This window comes from Leclercia adecarboxylata (assembly GCF_006874705.1).
Taxonomy (GTDB): domain Bacteria; phylum Pseudomonadota; class Gammaproteobacteria; order Enterobacterales; family Enterobacteriaceae; genus Enterobacter; species Enterobacter adecarboxylatus_C.
In genome coordinates, this window is sequence record NZ_CP035382.1 from 1428120 (window position 1) to 1443416 (window position 15297).

Sequence of the window (15297 nt, forward strand, 5' to 3'; positions counted from 1 at the left end):
TGGATTATTTACCACGGGCTTCAATTACGGCCTGAGCAACGTTGTTCGGCGCATCATCATACTTCAGGAATTCCATGGTGTATGATGCACGACCTTTGGTCAGAGAACGCAGCTGAGTTGCATATCCGAACATTTCAGACAGCGGAACTTCAGCGTGGATCTTAACGCCAGTTACTTCAGATTCCTGACCACGCAGCATACCGCGACGACGGCTCAAGTCACCGATAACGTCACCGGTGTTCTCTTCAGGAGTTTCTACTTCAACCTTCATGATCGGCTCAAGCAGAACTGGTTTCGCTTTCTTAAAGCCTTCTTTAAAGGCGATAGAAGCAGCCAGTTTAAACGCCAGTTCAGAGGAGTCAACGTCATGGTAAGAACCGAAGTGCAGACGAACACCCATGTCTACTACCGGATAACCAGCCAGTGGACCAGACTTCAGCTGCTCCTGGATGCCTTTATCAACGGCAGGGATGTATTCGCCAGGAATCACACCACCTTTAATGTCGTTGATGAACTCGTAACCTTTAGGGTTAGAGCCCGGCTCCAGTGGGTACATGTCGATCACAACGTGACCATACTGACCACGACCACCAGACTGCTTAGCGTGTTTACCTTCAACATCGGAAACTTTCTGACGAATCGCTTCACGGTAAGCAACCTGAGGTTTACCTACGTTAGCTTCAACGTTGAATTCACGACGCATACGGTCAACGATGATGTCGAGGTGCAGTTCACCCATACCAGCGATGATGGTCTGGTTAGATTCTTCATCAGTCCATACGCGGAATGATGGGTCTTCTTTAGCCAGACGGCCCAGAGCCAGACCCATTTTTTCCTGGTCAGCTTTGGTTTTTGGTTCAACGGCGATAGAGATTACCGGCTCAGGGAACTCCATACGCTCCAGAATGATTGGGTGATCTGGGTTACACAGGGTGTCACCAGTAGTCACGTCTTTCAGACCGATAGCAGCAGCGATGTCGCCCGCACGAACTTCTTTGATCTCTTCACGTTTGTTCGCGTGCATCTGTACGATACGACCGAAACGCTCACGTGCAGATTTCACGGAGTTCAGGATGGTGTCACCGGAGTTAACCACACCAGAGTACACACGGAAGAACGTCAGGTTACCTACGAACGGGTCGGTAGCGATTTTGAACGCCAGAGCAGCGAACGGCTCATCATCACTTGCGTGACGCTCAGCCGGCGTGTCTTTACCGTCGTCCAGGATACCGTTGATCGCAGGAACGTCTACCGGGGATGGCAGGTAGTCAACTACCGCATCCAGCATCGCCTGAACACCTTTGTTCTTGAACGCAGAACCACAGGTTACCAGGATGATTTCGTTGTTCAGAACGCGCTGACGCAGAGCTTTTTTGATCTCTTCTTCAGTCAGTTCTTCACCACCCAGGTATTTTTCCATCAGCTCTTCTGAAGCTTCCGCTGCGGACTCGATCAGGTTCTGGTGCCATTCGTCAGCCAGGTCCTGCATGTCTGCTGGGATATCTTCGTAGGTGAAGGTAACGCCTGCGTCTTCTTCGTTCCAGTTGATGGCTTTCATTTTCACCAGGTCGATAACACCGGTGAAGCCTTCTTCAGCACCAATTGCCAGCTGCAGCGGAACAGGGTTCGCGCCCAGACGGGATTTGATCTGACCAACAACTTTCAGGAAGTTAGCACCCATACGGTCCATTTTGTTAACGAACGCGATGCGTGGAACTTTGTATTTGTTTGCCTGACGCCATACGGTTTCAGACTGCGGCTGAACACCACCAACTGCGCAGTAAACCATTACCGCACCATCAAGAACACGCATGGAACGTTCTACTTCGATTGTGAAGTCAACGTGCCCCGGGGTGTCGATGATGTTTACGCGATGCGGTTCATACTGCTTAGCCATACCAGACCAGAATGCAGTAGTCGCTGCGGAGGTGATGGTAATACCACGCTCCTGCTCCTGCTCCATCCAGTCCATGGTAGCGGCGCCGTCATGAACTTCACCGATTTTATGGTTTACACCGGTGTAGAACAGAATACGTTCGGTGGTAGTGGTTTTACCGGCGTCGATGTGCGCACTGATACCAATGTTACGGTAGCGTGCGATGGGTGTTGTACGAGCCATTTGATTCCTCGTTTATCTTTTTAGGCGTTCAGTTAAGTAACCCAAAGCGGGCTGCTTCGCTGAAGCGCCCGCCTGGTGACTAAGACTCCGAAGGGATTACCAACGGTAGTGTGCGAACGCCTTGTTGGCTTCTGCCATACGGTGAACGTCTTCACGTTTCTTAACTGCAGTACCTTTGTTGTCTGCAGCATCAGAAAGTTCGTTCGCCAGACGCAGAGCCATGGATTTATCACCGCGTTTACGAGCAGCTTCAACGATCCAACGCATTGCCAGAGCATTACGACGAACCGGACGAACTTCAACTGGAACCTGATAAGTAGAACCACCAACGCGGCGGGACTTAACTTCTACAGTTGGGCGAACGTTGTCGAGAGCGACTTCGAAAGCTTCCAGTTCATTTTTACCAGAACGCTGAGCCAGGGTCTCAAGCGCGCTGTATACGATTGCTTCTGCAGTAGATTTTTTACCATCTACCATCAGGATATTTACAAATTTTGCCAGCAGTTCTGATCCGAATTTCGGATCTGGAAGAATTTTACGCTGACCAATGACGCGACGACGTGGCATGGGAATACTCCGTTGTTAATTCAGGATTGTCCAAAACTCTAAGAGTTTAGTATGACATTAAGATAAATCAGTTTGGCCTTACTTAACGGAGAACCATTAAGCCTTAGGACGTTTCACGCCATACTTGGAGCGAGATTGCTTACGGTCTTTAACGCCGGAGCAGTCAAGCGCACCACGAACGGTGTGGTAACGAACACCCGGAAGGTCTTTTACACGACCGCCACGGATCAGGATCACGGAGTGCTCCTGCAGGTTGTGACCTTCACCACCGATGTAGGAAGTCACTTCAAAACCGTTAGTCAAACGCACACGGCATACTTTACGCAGTGCGGAGTTTGGTTTCTTAGGAGTGGTGGTATATACACGAGTACATACGCCACGTTTCTGCGGGCAGGCTTCCAACGCTGGCACGTTGCTTTTTGCAACTTTGCGAGCGCGTGGTTTGCGTACCAGCTGGTTAACTGTTGCCATTAAATAGCTCCTGGTTTTAGCTTTTGCTTCGTAAACACGTAATAAAACGCCCTCATACAATATGAGGACGCGAAATTTTAGGGCTACGTCGAAAAGGTGTCAAGAAATATACAGCGATCTCGCATCACCAGTTCATGTAACCGGTGTGCTGGACAGCCAGATTAACGAAATCAGTATAGCTAACCACGTTAATTTTGGTTGAAATTTGACCAGCAAGACCGCGGGCATCGATGTCATCTTTAAGCGCAGAGACAGAGATGGGGGCATTATTGAGAATATCAACAAAGCGGCTGCCTTCTACCGCCGCCAGGACCCCATCCTGGATCAACAGTAGAGCATCGCCTTCACGCACCATGCTTAACAGGCTTTCGATGTCACATTGCCAGGGAGAGTGGCTCAGGGTATGGAGCATGACGGCCTCAGAATGTCAGGATAGTGTCGAAGTGGGAGAGATGTTCACGCAACACCTCCGGCACAACCACCGTGGTGTCGAGAACAAAAGGCGTGTTTTCACTCAAACCGCGCCTCTGCAGGGAGGCAGCACAGACGTAAAACGTCTCGATGTCATACAGCGGCAGGACTTTAAAGGTCGCGATGTAGTCGCGCGCCAGCACAGATTGCGGCTGTTGCCCGGTAAGCAGTTGAAACACACCGTCGCCAATAAAGAAAACACCGATCTCCTCAGTAAGCGCGGAGGTCGCCAGTAATGCATCCAGCCCTTCCCTTCCGGCGGCACTACCATGAGGCGCAGAGGTAAAGACAAAAGCAACGCGGTTCATCAGAATTGCACCATTCGGTCGCAGGTTAATGCAGCTTCTGCCAGCGCCCCGAGGCCGCTAAGTGAAAAGCCGTCATTAAGATTGGCGGCAGGCAGGCCCAGACGCTGCGCTTCGTTCGCATCGCTCACGCCGCGACGCAGCGCAGCCGCCACACAGATGTGCAGCGCAACGCCGTGCTGCTGGTTTAGCGATTGCCATGCACGCACCAGGTCAAACTCATCAGAGGCGGGTGACGTCAGCTGGTTGGCGTTATAGACGCCTTCCCGATAAAAAAAGACGCTGACCAGTTCATGTCCTGCTGCAAGCAGCGCGCGCGCAAACTGCAACGCACTGCTGGCCTGCTGCGTACCGTAAGCCGGGCCTGTCACCATTAACGCAAAACGCATTACTTCTCATGCCCCAGGAAATCGCCGCTTTTGAACTGACGGATATAGAGATACACCGTATGTTTGGAAATATTGAGACGATCGGCTACCTGGTTAATCGCATCTTTGATATCGAAAATGCCTTTTTCATAAAGGTTAAGCACGATCTGGCGGTTCTTGGCATTGTTAGACACATTGCGATCGGCATTCACCTCTTCGATGGTGAACTCCAGCGTCTGGGTGACAAGATCCTCAACCGAGGAGGCAAAGTTAACGGAAGAGCCGACATCCGGGGTTTCTGGCGGAATGAAGGTGTTCATGATCTGGGAGAACGGTACATCGAGGTTCATGTTGATGCACAGCAAACCAATCACCCGATGGTCGCGGTTGCGGATAGCAATCGTCACGGACTTCATCAGGACACCGCTCTTCGCGCGGGTGAAATAACATTTTGAGACGCTGCTGTCCGCGCCGGTCATGTCGTGCAGCATACGCAGTGCAAGGTCGGTGATTGGCGAGCCAATTTTACGGCCAGTATGCTCACCATTGGCAATGCGGATGGCAGAACATTTCAGATCTTGCAGGGAGTGCAATACGATTTCGCAGTGGGACCCAATGAGCATCGCTAACCCGTCCACTACCGCTTCGTAGGATTTCAGAATATCGAAATCGGTCTGATCGAAAGGACGTTGATCCAGCAGATCAAGTTCGCTGGTTTCGTTGGTTAAAAGCGACCTGGTCATGAAAAAAACACTCCTTTTCAGGAGCCTGTCGGTAGGTTTTCAGGGCAGGCTCATTATTTACACGGGCAACTAAATTAATACAGCGTAGGTAGCGCTTCCAGTGTTAATTATATCTGCACCATAATAAAAAAACCGCCGCTTCAGAGGCGGCGGTTGTTACCGATTTACTTCTTGGTGGCTTCAGCAGGCGCTTCTGACTTCGCGTCCGCCTTGGCATCCGCTTTTGGCGCTGGCTTGATATCCAGCAGCTCTACGTCAAATACCAGCGTGGAGTTAGCCGGGATACCCGGGACGCCAGTTTTGCCGTAGGCCAGATCCGGTGGGATGACCAGCTTGATTTTACCGCCTTTCTTGATGTTCTTCAGGCCTTCAGTCCAGCCAGGGATAACACCGTCCAGACGGAAGGAAAGCGGCTCACCACGAGTGTAAGAGTTATCGAACTCTTTACCGTCGGTCAGAGTACCTTTGTAGTTTACGACGACGGTATCGCTGTCTTTCGGTGCGTCGCCGGTACCTTCTTTCTCTACTTTATAGACCAGGCCAGTAGAAGAGGTTTTAGCGCCTTTCTCTTTAGCGAAAGCTTCACGGTAGGTTTTGCCTTTCGTTTCGTTTTCAGCCGCGTCTTTCTCCATCTTCTCCTGCGCTGCGCCTTTCACGCGCGCTTCGAAAGCCTGCAGAGTTTGCTCGATTTCCTGGTCTGACAGTTTGCTCTTATCAGCAAACGCATCCTGAACACCGGCGATCAGCTGAGTCTGATCCAGTTTAATGCCCAGTTTTTCTTGCTCTTTCAGAGAGTTTTCCATGTAACGGCCCAGAGATGCGCCCAGCGCATAGGCTGACTTCTGGTCGTCATTTTTGAACGCCGCAGAACTGTCAGCTGCCGCAGCAGGCTTCGCCGCGGTATCGGCAGCGAAAGTCAGCGGCGCATGCAGAGCGACAGCCATCGTGGTCGCCAGCAGCGTTACTTTAAACAGTGATTTCATCCATTTCTCCAGGGCCGGGGACTCTCACCCCGTATTAAGCGTAAATGAGAAGCGTACTATAAAACGTTGAGGAACAAATCTACAGGTAGACACCCCTGATTAGCACCACATTTCAGACTATTTTTGTTTAAATTAGTTTCGCAGCAAGGGGATGTTTACTGCGCGCGCGGATAATCTCGGGTAAAATCCGCCGCCGCCAGCCCCGAACGGGGTAAACGAGACCAACGAGGTGAATCATGCAGAATACAGATATGGAAGCACGACTGGCTGAGCTTGAAAGCCGCCTGGCTTTTCAGGAGATCACCATCGATGAGCTGAACCAGACCGTGACGGCCCACGAGCTGGAGATGGCAAAGCTGCGGGATCTGCTGCGTCTGTTAACCGAAAAAGTGAAAGCGTCGCAAGCATCGCACATTGCGTCGCAGTCGGAAGAGACGCCACCGCCCCATTATTGAGACGTAAAAAAAGCGGGATATTCCCGCTTTTTTGGAGCCTGAAGCTTAGTGGCAACCGCAGCCGCCATTACCGCAACCGCCTTTACCGTGGTCGTGACCATGGTCGTGATCGTGGCCGTGACCGCCGCAGCAGCCGTCGTGACCATGATCGTGATCGTGGTCATGGCCGTGCGCACCGTGAACGTGGCCGTGAGCCAGCTCTTCTTCAGTGGCTTCGCGGATTGCAACCACTTCAACGTTGAACTTGAGGTTCTGGCCAGCCAGCATGTGGTTACCATCAACCACAACGTGGTCATCTTCAACTTCGGTGATTTCTACTGGAACCGGACCCTGATCAGTTTCAGCCAGGAAACGCATGCCAACCTGCAGTTCGTCAACGCCCATGAACACGTCTTTAGGAACGCGCTGCACCAGGTTGTCATCGTACTGACCGTAAGCGTCGTTCGCGCCTACAGCAACGTCAAATTTGTCGCCAACTTCGTGACCGTCCAGCGCGTTTTCCAGACCGGAAATCAGGGAACCGTGACCGTGCAGGTAGTCCAGCGGCGCACTCACCGGAGACTCATCAACCAACACACCGTCTTCTGTACGTACCTGATAGGCCAGGCTGACCACCAGGTCTTTTGCTACTTTCATGATATCTCCTGAGCGTGGGAAAATTGCTGGCGCAGATTGTAACGGAAATCTGCACCCGTGTACCCTTTAGCTTAAAAAAACTCAGGGCATATCGCTAGTCCGGATGAAAAATCCCGATCACTTGCTCTTCCTTGCGAACATGCTCGCGAGCCTCTTTGTCCGCTTCACGCATCTGGTGCCCGCACTTAACACACTCAACAATATCGATATTGTTCTCTCGCCACATGGCCAGGGAATCCTGCGCCTGGCAGGCCGGGCATTTCGCACCGGCGATAAAGCGTTTACGTACCGCCATTCTCCACCTCGTTATTCAAATTCATCCCAGCCGTCCAGCTGTCGACGCTCCTGCTGCATCTCACGCTGGAAGATCTCTTCCAGCTCGCGGCGCGCTTCCCGTACCCGGGAAATTTGCACCGTATCGGTATGCACCGGCATCAACTCGCGCAGCATCATCATATCCAGACGGCGAAAGTGTAACTGCGCGCGCTGGGCCTGATGCGGATGCATACCCAGCGTCACTAACGTTTTGCGCCCCAGCTCCAGCGCACTGGAGAAGGTCTCGCGGGTGAATTGCTTCACCCCGGCCTGAAGCAGTTCATGCGCCTCTACACGCCCGCGCGCTCGCGCCAGGATGTGCAGATGGGGAAAATGCTGCTGGCAGATCTGCACCAGCTTCATGGTGTCTTCCGGCTCGTTACAGGTGATGACGATCGACTCCGCCGCCTCTGCGCCAGCAGAGCGCAGCAGTTCGACCTGGGTGGCATCACCGTAATAGACTTTGTAACCGTACTTCCGCATCAGGTTAACCGCGCTGATATCGCGCTCCAGCACCGTCACACGCTTTTTGTTCGCCATCAGCAGGCGGCCAATTACCTGACCAAAACGTCCGAAGCCCACCACGATCACCTGCGGTTTATCATCGTCGACCCAGGGCGCTTCATGCTCATCGTCAGCAGCATTAATACGGCGCGACAGGCGTTTATCAATCAGCTTCATCAGCAGCGGCGTGGTCATCATCGACAGCGTGACGGTCACCAGCAGCAACGCCATCTGATCATGCTGAAACAATCTCTGGGACGATGCTGTGGAGAAGAGCACAAAAGCGAACTCTCCCCCCTGACTCAGCACCCCGGCGAGCTGCGCGCGCTCCGGGTGCCGCAGGCCGTATACCCGCGCCAGCCCGTACAGCACCAGCATTTTAACGGCGATCAGCACCGCCACGCCCAGCACCACGGCCAGGATATGGGTATAAAGCACGCCCAGGTTCAACGCCATACCGACCGAGATAAAGAACAGCCCTAACAGCAGCCCTTTAAACGGATCGATGGCGATCTCCAGCTCATGCCGGTACTCGCTCTCCGCCAGCAGTACGCCGGCAATAAAGGTTCCCAGCGCCATCGACAGCCCCAGCGCATCCATAAACAGCGCCGAGCCTAACACCAGCAGCAGCGTGGCCGCGGTAAACACCTCCCGTACCCCGGACGCCGCAATAAAGCGGAACACCGGACGCAGCAGATAGCGCCCGCCCACCAGCATGCCGGCAAAGGCCAGCACCTTCATGCCGATTTTCATCCAGTCGAAATGTTCGTCGCCTGAGCCCGCCAGCAGCGGAACCAGGGCCAGCGCCGGGATCACCGCCAGATCCTGAAACAGCAGCACGGAGAAACCCAGTTGCCCCGCCTCATTACGGTTCATGCCCTTATCGCGCATCAGCTGCAGGGCCATCGCGGTGGAGGACATCGCCAGCCCGATCCCGCCCACTACCGCCGCCTGCCATGAGAAATGGTCCAGCATCAGCAGCCCACCAAGGATCACCGCGCTACCGATCACCTGTGCGGCGCCCACGCCGAAGATGGAGCGCCGTAGCTGCCAGAGCTTCGCCGGGTTCAGCTCCAGGCCGATAATAAACATCAGAAAGACGACGCCCAGCTCCGAGAAGTGCAGGATTTCGTCCACATCACTGATAAATCCCAGCCCCCAGGGGCCAATGGCGATACCCGCCAGCAGATAGCCGAGCACCGCGCCAATACCCAGTCGCGCAGCCAGCGGCACCGCCACCACGGCGGCGAGCAGAAACAGCACTCCCGCCAGTAACAGATCGGAACCTTCCATCAGCGGCCTCCCGTCAGATTGGGTGCAGCCAGCCAGGCACCGTAGGCTTTGGCATGGCTGGCCAGCTCATCCTGATGCTGCCGACGCGCCCAGTAGATAACGATCGGACTCAGCCAGTGCATGCGACACATGGCCGCCGTCAGCTCGAACGGGCGCAGGATATCGTTCATTGAGTAGCGGTTAAGCCCATCGTGGCGATACGCGCTCTCCGGCTCGCCGGTAGTAATGACGTTCCGCCAGTACTTTCCCGCCAGCTGGTTTCCTCCCGGGCCACTGGCAAAGCCGCGGCTCAGCACGCGGTCCAGCCACTCTTTCAGCAGCGCCGGGCAGCTGTAGGTATAAAGCGGATGCTGGAACACGATGACGTCGTGCTGGCGCAGCAGCTCCTGCTCATGAGGGATGTCGATAAAAAAATCGGGGTAGTGCGCGTAGAGATCGTGCACCGTCACATTACTGAGCTGTAATGCCGGTTGGAGCAAAACCCGGTTGGCGACCGAGTCCTGCGACTCCGGATGGGCATACAGCAGCAGCACTTTTGCTGTCTGGGACATCATTCCTCTCCCGGGTCGTCATCACTGTTATTTTGGGCTACCATGGCACACCCACGCGGCGCGTGGCGGCACATTTAACCTGATTATAATGACAACTTAACATAGTCGGAACATACGGCGCTCTATGATTGTTTTCTCCTCATTACAAATTCGTCGCGGCGTACGCGTCCTGCTGGACAACGCTACAGCCACCATTAACCCGGGCCAGAAAGTGGGCCTGGTGGGCAAAAACGGCTGCGGTAAATCCACGTTACTGTCATTGCTGAAAAACGAGATCGGTGCCGACGGCGGTAACTTTACCTACCCTGGCAACTGGCAGCTGGCCTGGGTAAACCAGGAGACGCCTGCCCTGAGCGTACCGGCGATGGACTATGTTATTGACGGCGACCGGGAGTACCGCAAGCTGGAAGCCGAACTGCACGCCGCCAACGAACGCAACGACGGCCACGCGATTGCCACCGTCCACGGCAAACTCGACGCTATCGACGCCTGGACCATCCGCTCCCGCGCCTCCACGCTTCTGCACGGGCTGGGTTTCAGCAATGAACAGCTGGAACGTCCGGTCAGCGACTTCTCCGGTGGCTGGCGTATGCGTCTCAACCTGGCCCAGGCGCTGATCTGCCGCTCCGATCTGCTCCTGCTCGATGAACCGACTAACCACCTCGATCTCGATGCCGTTATCTGGCTGGAGAAGTGGCTGAAAAGCTATCAGGGCACTCTGATTCTGATTTCGCACGACCGTGACTTCCTCGACCCGGTGGTGGACAAAATTATTCATATCGAACAGGAATCGATGTTCGAATATACCGGCAACTACAGCTCCTTTGAGCGCCAGCGCGCGGTGCGTCTCTCCCAGCAGCAGGCGATGTACGAAAGCCAGCAGCAGCGGGTGGCGCATCTGCAGAGCTTTGTCGATCGCTTCAAGGCCAAGGCCTCCAAAGCCAAACAGGCCCAGAGCCGCATCAAGATGCTGGAACGGATGGAGATGATTGCCCCGGCACACGTCGATAACCCGTTCCACTTCAGCTTCCGCGCCCCGGAAAGCCTGCCTAATCCACTGCTGAAAATGGAAAAGGTCAGCGCCGGCTATGGTGACCGCATCATTCTCGACTCGATTAAGCTCAACCTGGTCCCGGGCTCCCGTATCGGTCTGCTCGGGCGCAACGGTGCCGGTAAATCGACCCTGATTAAGCTGCTGGCGGGCGAGCTGGCGCCGGTCCGCGGGGATATCGGTCTGGCGAAGGGCATCAAGCTGGGCTATTTCGCCCAGCATCAGCTGGAATTTTTACGCGCGGATGAATCGCCGCTGCAGCACCTGGCGCGTCTGGCCCCGCAGGAGATGGAGCAGAAGCTGCGGGATTACCTGGGCGGCTTCGGCTTCCAGGGCGATAAAGTGACCGAGAAGACCGAGCGCTTCTCCGGCGGCGAAAAAGCCCGTCTGGTGCTGGCGCTTATCGTCTGGCAGCGCCCGAATCTGCTGCTGCTCGATGAACCGACTAACCACCTGGATCTGGACATGCGCCAGGCCCTGACCGAAGCGCTGATTGAGTTTGAAGGCGCGCTGGTTGTCGTTTCGCACGATCGTCACCTGATCCGCTCCACCACCGACGATCTCTACCTGGTACACGACAGTAAAGTTGAGCCTTTCGACGGCGATCTGGAGGATTATCAGCAGTGGCTGACGGACGTGCAGAAGCAGGAAAACCAGCCGGAAGAGGCAACGAAAGAGAACGCCAACAGCGCCCAGGCGCGTAAAGACCAGAAGCGCCGCGACGCGGAGCTGCGTACGCAAACCCAGCCGCTGCGTAAAGAGATCACCCGTCTGGAAAAAGAGATGGAGAAGCTCAACGCCACGCTTGCCACAGTTGAAGAGAAGCTGGGCGACAGCGGGCTGTATGACCAGACGCGTAAAGCCGAGCTAACCGAATGTCTGCAGGTGCAGGCCAAAACCAAATCCAGCCTTGAGGAGTGCGAGATGGCCTGGCTGGACGCACAGGAACAGCTCGAAGGGATGCTCCAGAGCGACTAACCCGGGAGAGGGGCAATGATACCGGACCTGACCAGCGAGATTACCTTCCGCAAACTTAGCATCTTCATGACCTTTATGGAGACGGGCAATATCGCCCGTGCCGCTGAGGTACTGAACCTCAGCGGGGTCAGCGTCCATCGTGCCCTGCACACCCTGGAAGAGAACGTCCGCTGCCCGCTGTTCACCCACAAAGGCCGGAATCTGATCGCCCTGCCCGCCGCCTGGACGCTGCTGGAGTACTGCCAGGAGGTGATGCAGGTGATGGAGCGCGGGCTGGAAGAGGCGCGTAAAACGGCTGGCATCGGCCAGGGCCGTCTGCGGGTGGGGACGCTCTACTCTCTGACGCTCGAAACGGTGCCGCAGTTGATTATGGGCATGAAGCTGCGTCGCCCGGATCTGGAGATGGATCTCACCATGGGATCCAACGACACCCTGCTGCATATGCTGGATGAAGGCTCGCTCGATGCCATTCTCATCTCAATCTCCGAAAGCGAAATTGACCGTAATAACCTCGAAGTGCTGCCCCTGTTCCACGATGATATCTGTCTTGCCGCCCCGGCCTCGGCGCAGCTCAATACCGACGAGCTGGCAGATCTACGCGACTATAAGGACCAGAAGTTTGTTGCTCTGGCTGAGGGCTTCGCCACCTACGCGGGCTTCCAGGAGGCGTTTCATATCGCCGGTTTCGAGCCGGAGATCGTCACCCGGGTAAACGATATTTTTTCGATGCTGAGTCTGGTACAGGCGGGGGTGGGCTTTACGCTGATGCCGGGCAGGATGAAAAAGGTGTATGAAAACTCGGTACAGCTGTTAAAGCTGGCCCAGCCTTATCAAATGCAGCAGCTGATCGCCATCGTCTTTGCCCGCAACCGCGAGCAGGATCCGAGCCTGCGGGCGCTGGCGGCGGAAGGCCGCATGTACGCCCGCCGCCTTGAGCAGAACACTACACCTTAAGACGCCGTGCGAGATGCACCGCGACGTCGATGCCGCTGCGCTCCAGAGAGACAGACTCCCCTTCCCAGGCCGCCTGACGCGTCAGACAGGTGAGCACACCGCCGGGTGGCATCTCAATCGCCAGCCGCGCTTCACGCTCGTTAGCGGCAATCACCGCCTCCTGCCAGCGCACCGTCCGGGCCATGTTCATGGCCAGGTCATCAGCTATTTTCTCTGGCTGCCAGAGCACGCGTCCGGTGCTGCCGCTCAGATAAGCGCAGCGGGGGCGAGAGAGCGTGACCCGGCTGAAGGCCGCGACCAGTTTTTGCGCCGGTTCAGCTAGCAGTTCGCAGTGCGACGGGACGCTTACCGTCAGACGGCGGGCTTTATTGGCCCCTTTCGCCAGCGCGCGTGCCGCCACTTCCGCCATGCCGTCATCGGCACCAGCGATCACAATCTGCGTCTCGGCATTCAGGTTGGCAATATAGGTGCCGGTGCCTTCCATCAGGGTTTCGACCTGCGCAAGAGTTAACCCCATAATCGCCGTCAGGCCGTAGCCCTGCGGATAAGCCTGCTCCATCAGATCGCCACGCAGGGCCACCAGCTTCAGGGCATCAGCAAAATCGAGCGCCCCGGAGATGACCGCCGCAGGGTATGCGCCGATAGAGAGGCCGCTGACGATATCCGGCGCCACGCCGCGACGTGCCAGCTCACGCGCCCAGGCGACGCCCGCGATCAACAGCGCCAGCTGTACCGCGCGGGTGTGCTGTAGCGCCGCCGGGGAGTCCAGCGCGTCCACTTCACTGGCACCCAGCACTTCACGCGCCTGAGCCAGCTCGGTTCCCGGCAGGTTTTGCAGCATACCGGGATGCTGCGTCCCCTGACCCGGAAAGGTAAACAGGATCTTCATTGTTCCTCCCATGCCCAGGGGTTCGCCGTCAGGCGCGGCCCCCGGTCGGTTTTCAGCAACGTTTTTCCATCACGTAGCCATTCGTTGAGCGCAAAGCCGCCCAGCGGCGTCTCAACCTGGGTATCGGCCCGGCAGAGCGCCCCTTCAAGCTGTGACTGCCAGTTGAGTAACACCGTACGCGAAAGCGGCTCCGGCGCGCGGATCAGCAGATCGAGATCGCTGTCGGCGTGGATCACCGCAATGCCGGTGGACAGCGCATAGCCGGTGCTGCCGGTGATGCCCCATGTCCAGGGCCACGAGGTGCGGGAAAGCTGTACCGCCACCTGAACCGGTGGCTGAGTGATAAAGGGCGAGCGCAGCAGACTCTCTTCTGCGCTCAGCTGTTCGGGGGAGACGATACGGGCAATCTGGTGGGGGTTAACCCAGCCCGCCGCGCGCTGATCGCGCTTAAGGCCACGTACCCCGACCGGTATACGCCCGTTACCATCAACATCACGCCGCACCACTACCGGCAGCCCGGTATGCCAGGCCGTATCCACCCAGGACTCGTGGATATCCTCCAGCGCATCACGTGTGGTCAACCAGATTAAGTCGTGCGGGCGTAATGTTGTGGTCATGATTACATTCCTGAAGTCAGCGAGATAAACAGCGGCAGCGACAGGATACACAGGACGGAGCTTAACAGCAGCACCGCTTCCGCATCCGGAGACTGTACGCCAAAGCGGTTACCAAACACGACGCCGAAGAAACCGGCAGACAGGGCAATCATCAGGATTGCGGTAATCGCCACCGAGCCGTGCAGACCCAAAATCAGCACAATACCCCAGGCAATCGCCGGCTGGATCAGCAGCTTGGTGATGGTCGCGCTAATCACCATGGTGTTGATCTGCAGCTTACGGGCCGACAGGATCACGCCGGTCAGGAACAGCGCTGCCGCAGTTGCTGCCAGGCCGAGCGGTTTAATCGCTGCCAGCACCAGGTCTGGCATTTTGATGCCAATCGCGGACAGAATCACACCCAGCAGCGGGCCCATCACGATTGGTTTCTTAATTGAGCGCCACATCAGCACCGGCAGCATCGCCAGGGTAGAGCCACTGTTTGCGCCTTCCGCACGGGCTTTCTCGCGTTCCAGAATCAGCAGACAGAACGGCGTCATCAGCACGGAGCCACAGGCAATGGAAACCGCCACGGAGAGTGAAGTTGCAGAACCTTCGCCCAACACGCTGCCCAGAATCGGCAGGCCCAGCGCCGCATAGTTCGGCAGCGCCACGGTCAGGGTCAGCACGGCGGCATCCTGCGGTGACTTTTTGAAAACTTTGGTGGCGAGGAAGTAGATGGCCGCATAGGTTATCCACATCGCCAGGGTCAGGACCAGGATCAGCGGCGACTGGGCAATGATACCTGTCCAGGGCGTTTGCACCGTGGCGCTGAACAGCGCGGCGGGCAATGCAAAATCCATCACGAAGATATTAAGCAGAGACACATTTTTGTTATCCACCATTTTGGCTTTACCGGCCCAGAAGCCGAGCAGCATGATGACAAAAATGGGTGCAAGGGCATGAACAATCACATAAGTCATAAATCACCTGTAAAAAAAGAAGTTTAAGCACTGACGCGATGGTTATTATTTTCAGGATGCAGGTT

At 55.9% G+C, this 15297-nt stretch carries 18 protein-coding genes; 3 read left to right on the top strand and 15 right to left on the bottom strand.

What is annotated here, in order from left to right; all coding sequences use genetic code 11:
* Positions 1–4: 4 nt before the first annotated feature.
* The 8 genes from fusA to fkpA form a co-directional block, all read right to left on the bottom strand.
* Complete coding sequence (gene fusA / locus ES815_RS07850) at positions 5–2119, bottom strand: elongation factor G (RefSeq protein WP_142487333.1); 2115 nt, start codon at positions 2117–2119, stop codon at positions 5–7.
* A 96-nt stretch (positions 2120–2215) separates the two neighbouring features.
* Complete coding sequence (gene rpsG / locus ES815_RS07855) at positions 2216–2686, bottom strand: 30S ribosomal protein S7 (protein WP_004106370.1); 471 nt, start codon at positions 2684–2686, stop codon at positions 2216–2218.
* 96 nt (positions 2687–2782) lie between these two features.
* Positions 2783–3157 carry a 30S ribosomal protein S12 gene (rpsL, locus tag ES815_RS07860; protein WP_003023654.1) on the bottom strand — a complete coding sequence of 125 codons (375 nt, stop codon included), beginning with the start codon at positions 3155–3157 and terminating at the stop codon, positions 2783–2785.
* Positions 3158–3281: 124 nt separating this feature from the next.
* Positions 3282–3569: a sulfurtransferase complex subunit TusB gene (gene tusB, locus ES815_RS07865; RefSeq protein WP_142487334.1), complete on the bottom strand. Its 288-nt coding sequence runs from the start codon at positions 3567–3569 to the stop codon at positions 3282–3284.
* 7 nt (positions 3570–3576) lie between these two features.
* Complete coding sequence (gene tusC / locus ES815_RS07870) at positions 3577–3936, bottom strand: sulfurtransferase complex subunit TusC (protein ID WP_142487335.1); 360 nt, start codon at positions 3934–3936, stop codon at positions 3577–3579.
* Positions 3936–4322, bottom strand: coding sequence for a sulfurtransferase complex subunit TusD (gene tusD / locus ES815_RS07875; protein WP_142487336.1), 387 nt, complete (start codon positions 4320–4322; stop codon positions 3936–3938). The genes tusC and tusD overlap by 1 nt, the downstream gene beginning before the upstream one ends.
* Positions 4322–5044: a transcriptional regulator gene (locus tag ES815_RS07880; RefSeq protein ID WP_032614730.1), complete on the bottom strand. Its 723-nt coding sequence runs from the start codon at positions 5042–5044 to the stop codon at positions 4322–4324. Before ES815_RS07880 ends, tusD begins: the two co-directional genes overlap by 1 nt.
* A gap of 164 nt (positions 5045–5208) precedes the next feature.
* On the bottom strand, positions 5209–6027 hold the full coding sequence (gene fkpA / locus ES815_RS07885) for an FKBP-type peptidyl-prolyl cis-trans isomerase (protein WP_142487337.1): 819 nt from the start codon (positions 6025–6027) through the stop codon (positions 5209–5211).
* 236 nt (positions 6028–6263) lie between these two features.
* On the opposite strand from fkpA, the gene ES815_RS07890 reads away from it, so the two are divergent.
* On the top strand, positions 6264–6482 hold the full coding sequence (locus tag ES815_RS07890) for a protein SlyX (protein WP_142487338.1): 219 nt from the start codon (positions 6264–6266) through the stop codon (positions 6480–6482).
* 45 nt (positions 6483–6527) lie between these two features.
* Here the strand turns inward: ES815_RS07890 and slyD are convergent, their stop codons facing one another.
* The 4 genes from slyD to kefG form a co-directional block, all read right to left on the bottom strand.
* Positions 6528–7118, bottom strand: coding sequence for a peptidylprolyl isomerase (slyD, locus tag ES815_RS07895; RefSeq protein ID WP_142487339.1), 591 nt, complete (start codon positions 7116–7118; stop codon positions 6528–6530).
* A 94-nt stretch (positions 7119–7212) separates the two neighbouring features.
* Positions 7213–7413: a YheV family putative zinc ribbon protein gene (locus ES815_RS07900; protein ID WP_039031545.1), complete on the bottom strand. Its 201-nt coding sequence runs from the start codon at positions 7411–7413 to the stop codon at positions 7213–7215.
* Positions 7414–7424: 11 nt separating this feature from the next.
* Positions 7425–9230: a glutathione-regulated potassium-efflux system protein KefB gene (gene kefB, locus ES815_RS07905; RefSeq protein ID WP_142487340.1), complete on the bottom strand. Its 1806-nt coding sequence runs from the start codon at positions 9228–9230 to the stop codon at positions 7425–7427.
* Positions 9230–9784, bottom strand: a complete 555-nt coding sequence (gene kefG / locus ES815_RS07910) for a glutathione-regulated potassium-efflux system ancillary protein KefG (protein ID WP_142487341.1) — start codon at positions 9782–9784, stop codon at positions 9230–9232. Before kefG ends, kefB begins: the two co-directional genes overlap by 1 nt.
* A gap of 121 nt (positions 9785–9905) precedes the next feature.
* Between kefG and ES815_RS07915 the strand changes: the two genes are divergently transcribed.
* Positions 9906–11810 carry an ABC transporter ATP-binding protein gene (locus ES815_RS07915; protein ID WP_142487342.1) on the top strand — a complete coding sequence of 635 codons (1905 nt, stop codon included), beginning with the start codon at positions 9906–9908 and terminating at the stop codon, positions 11808–11810.
* 15 nt (positions 11811–11825) lie between these two features.
* A complete protein-coding gene (locus ES815_RS07920) occupies positions 11826–12764 on the top strand; it encodes a LysR family transcriptional regulator (protein WP_142487343.1) in 939 nt (312 codons plus the stop codon).
* Here ES815_RS07920 and mdcH read toward each other — a convergent pair.
* From mdcH to ES815_RS07935, 3 genes are read right to left on the bottom strand one after another with little or no spacing between them, the layout of a single operon-like run.
* Positions 12754–13653, bottom strand: a complete 900-nt coding sequence (mdcH, locus tag ES815_RS07925) for a malonate decarboxylase subunit epsilon (protein WP_142487344.1) — start codon at positions 13651–13653, stop codon at positions 12754–12756. The genes ES815_RS07920 and mdcH overlap by 11 nt on opposite strands.
* Complete coding sequence (locus ES815_RS07930) at positions 13650–14270, bottom strand: malonate decarboxylase holo-ACP synthase (RefSeq protein WP_142487345.1); 621 nt, start codon at positions 14268–14270, stop codon at positions 13650–13652. Before ES815_RS07930 ends, mdcH begins: the two co-directional genes overlap by 4 nt.
* A 2-nt stretch (positions 14271–14272) precedes the next feature.
* Positions 14273–15232 carry an AEC family transporter gene (locus tag ES815_RS07935; RefSeq protein ID WP_142487346.1) on the bottom strand — a complete coding sequence of 320 codons (960 nt, stop codon included), beginning with the start codon at positions 15230–15232 and terminating at the stop codon, positions 14273–14275.
* Positions 15233–15297 lie beyond the last annotated feature (65 nt).

What these genes read in the sequence shown, in the direction of transcription:
- tusB (WP_142487334.1), bottom strand. Translation starts at nt 3,569, where the DNA reads ATGCTCCATACCCTGAGCCACTCTCCCTGGCAATGTGACATCGAAAGC.
- kefG (WP_142487341.1), bottom strand. Translation starts at nt 9,784, where the DNA reads ATGATGTCCCAGACAGCAAAAGTGCTGCTGCTGTATGCCCATCCGGAG.
- fkpA (WP_142487337.1), bottom strand. Translation starts at nt 6,027, where the DNA reads ATGAAATCACTGTTTAAAGTAACGCTGCTGGCGACCACGATGGCTGTC.
- rpsG (WP_004106370.1), bottom strand. Translation starts at nt 2,686, where the DNA reads ATGCCACGTCGTCGCGTCATTGGTCAGCGTAAAATTCTTCCAGATCCG.
- rpsL (WP_003023654.1), bottom strand. Translation starts at nt 3,157, where the DNA reads ATGGCAACAGTTAACCAGCTGGTACGCAAACCACGCGCTCGCAAAGTT.
- ES815_RS07920 (WP_142487343.1), top strand. Translation starts at nt 11,826, where the DNA reads ATGATACCGGACCTGACCAGCGAGATTACCTTCCGCAAACTTAGCATC.
- ES815_RS07915 (WP_142487342.1), top strand. Translation starts at nt 9,906, where the DNA reads ATGATTGTTTTCTCCTCATTACAAATTCGTCGCGGCGTACGCGTCCTG.
- ES815_RS07935 (WP_142487346.1), bottom strand. Translation starts at nt 15,232, where the DNA reads ATGACTTATGTGATTGTTCATGCCCTTGCACCCATTTTTGTCATCATG.
- tusC (WP_142487335.1), bottom strand. Translation starts at nt 3,936, where the DNA reads ATGAACCGCGTTGCTTTTGTCTTTACCTCTGCGCCTCATGGTAGTGCC.
- slyD (WP_142487339.1), bottom strand. Translation starts at nt 7,118, where the DNA reads ATGAAAGTAGCAAAAGACCTGGTGGTCAGCCTGGCCTATCAGGTACGT.
- ES815_RS07890 (WP_142487338.1), top strand. Translation starts at nt 6,264, where the DNA reads ATGCAGAATACAGATATGGAAGCACGACTGGCTGAGCTTGAAAGCCGC.
- fusA (WP_142487333.1), bottom strand. Translation starts at nt 2,119, where the DNA reads ATGGCTCGTACAACACCCATCGCACGCTACCGTAACATTGGTATCAGT.
- kefB (WP_142487340.1), bottom strand. Translation starts at nt 9,230, where the DNA reads ATGGAAGGTTCCGATCTGTTACTGGCGGGAGTGCTGTTTCTGCTCGCC.
- ES815_RS07900 (WP_039031545.1), bottom strand. Translation starts at nt 7,413, where the DNA reads ATGGCGGTACGTAAACGCTTTATCGCCGGTGCGAAATGCCCGGCCTGC.
- tusD (WP_142487336.1), bottom strand. Translation starts at nt 4,322, where the DNA reads ATGCGTTTTGCGTTAATGGTGACAGGCCCGGCTTACGGTACGCAGCAG.
- ES815_RS07930 (WP_142487345.1), bottom strand. Translation starts at nt 14,270, where the DNA reads ATGACCACAACATTACGCCCGCACGACTTAATCTGGTTGACCACACGT.
- ES815_RS07880 (WP_032614730.1), bottom strand. Translation starts at nt 5,044, where the DNA reads ATGACCAGGTCGCTTTTAACCAACGAAACCAGCGAACTTGATCTGCTG.
- mdcH (WP_142487344.1), bottom strand. Translation starts at nt 13,653, where the DNA reads ATGAAGATCCTGTTTACCTTTCCGGGTCAGGGGACGCAGCATCCCGGT.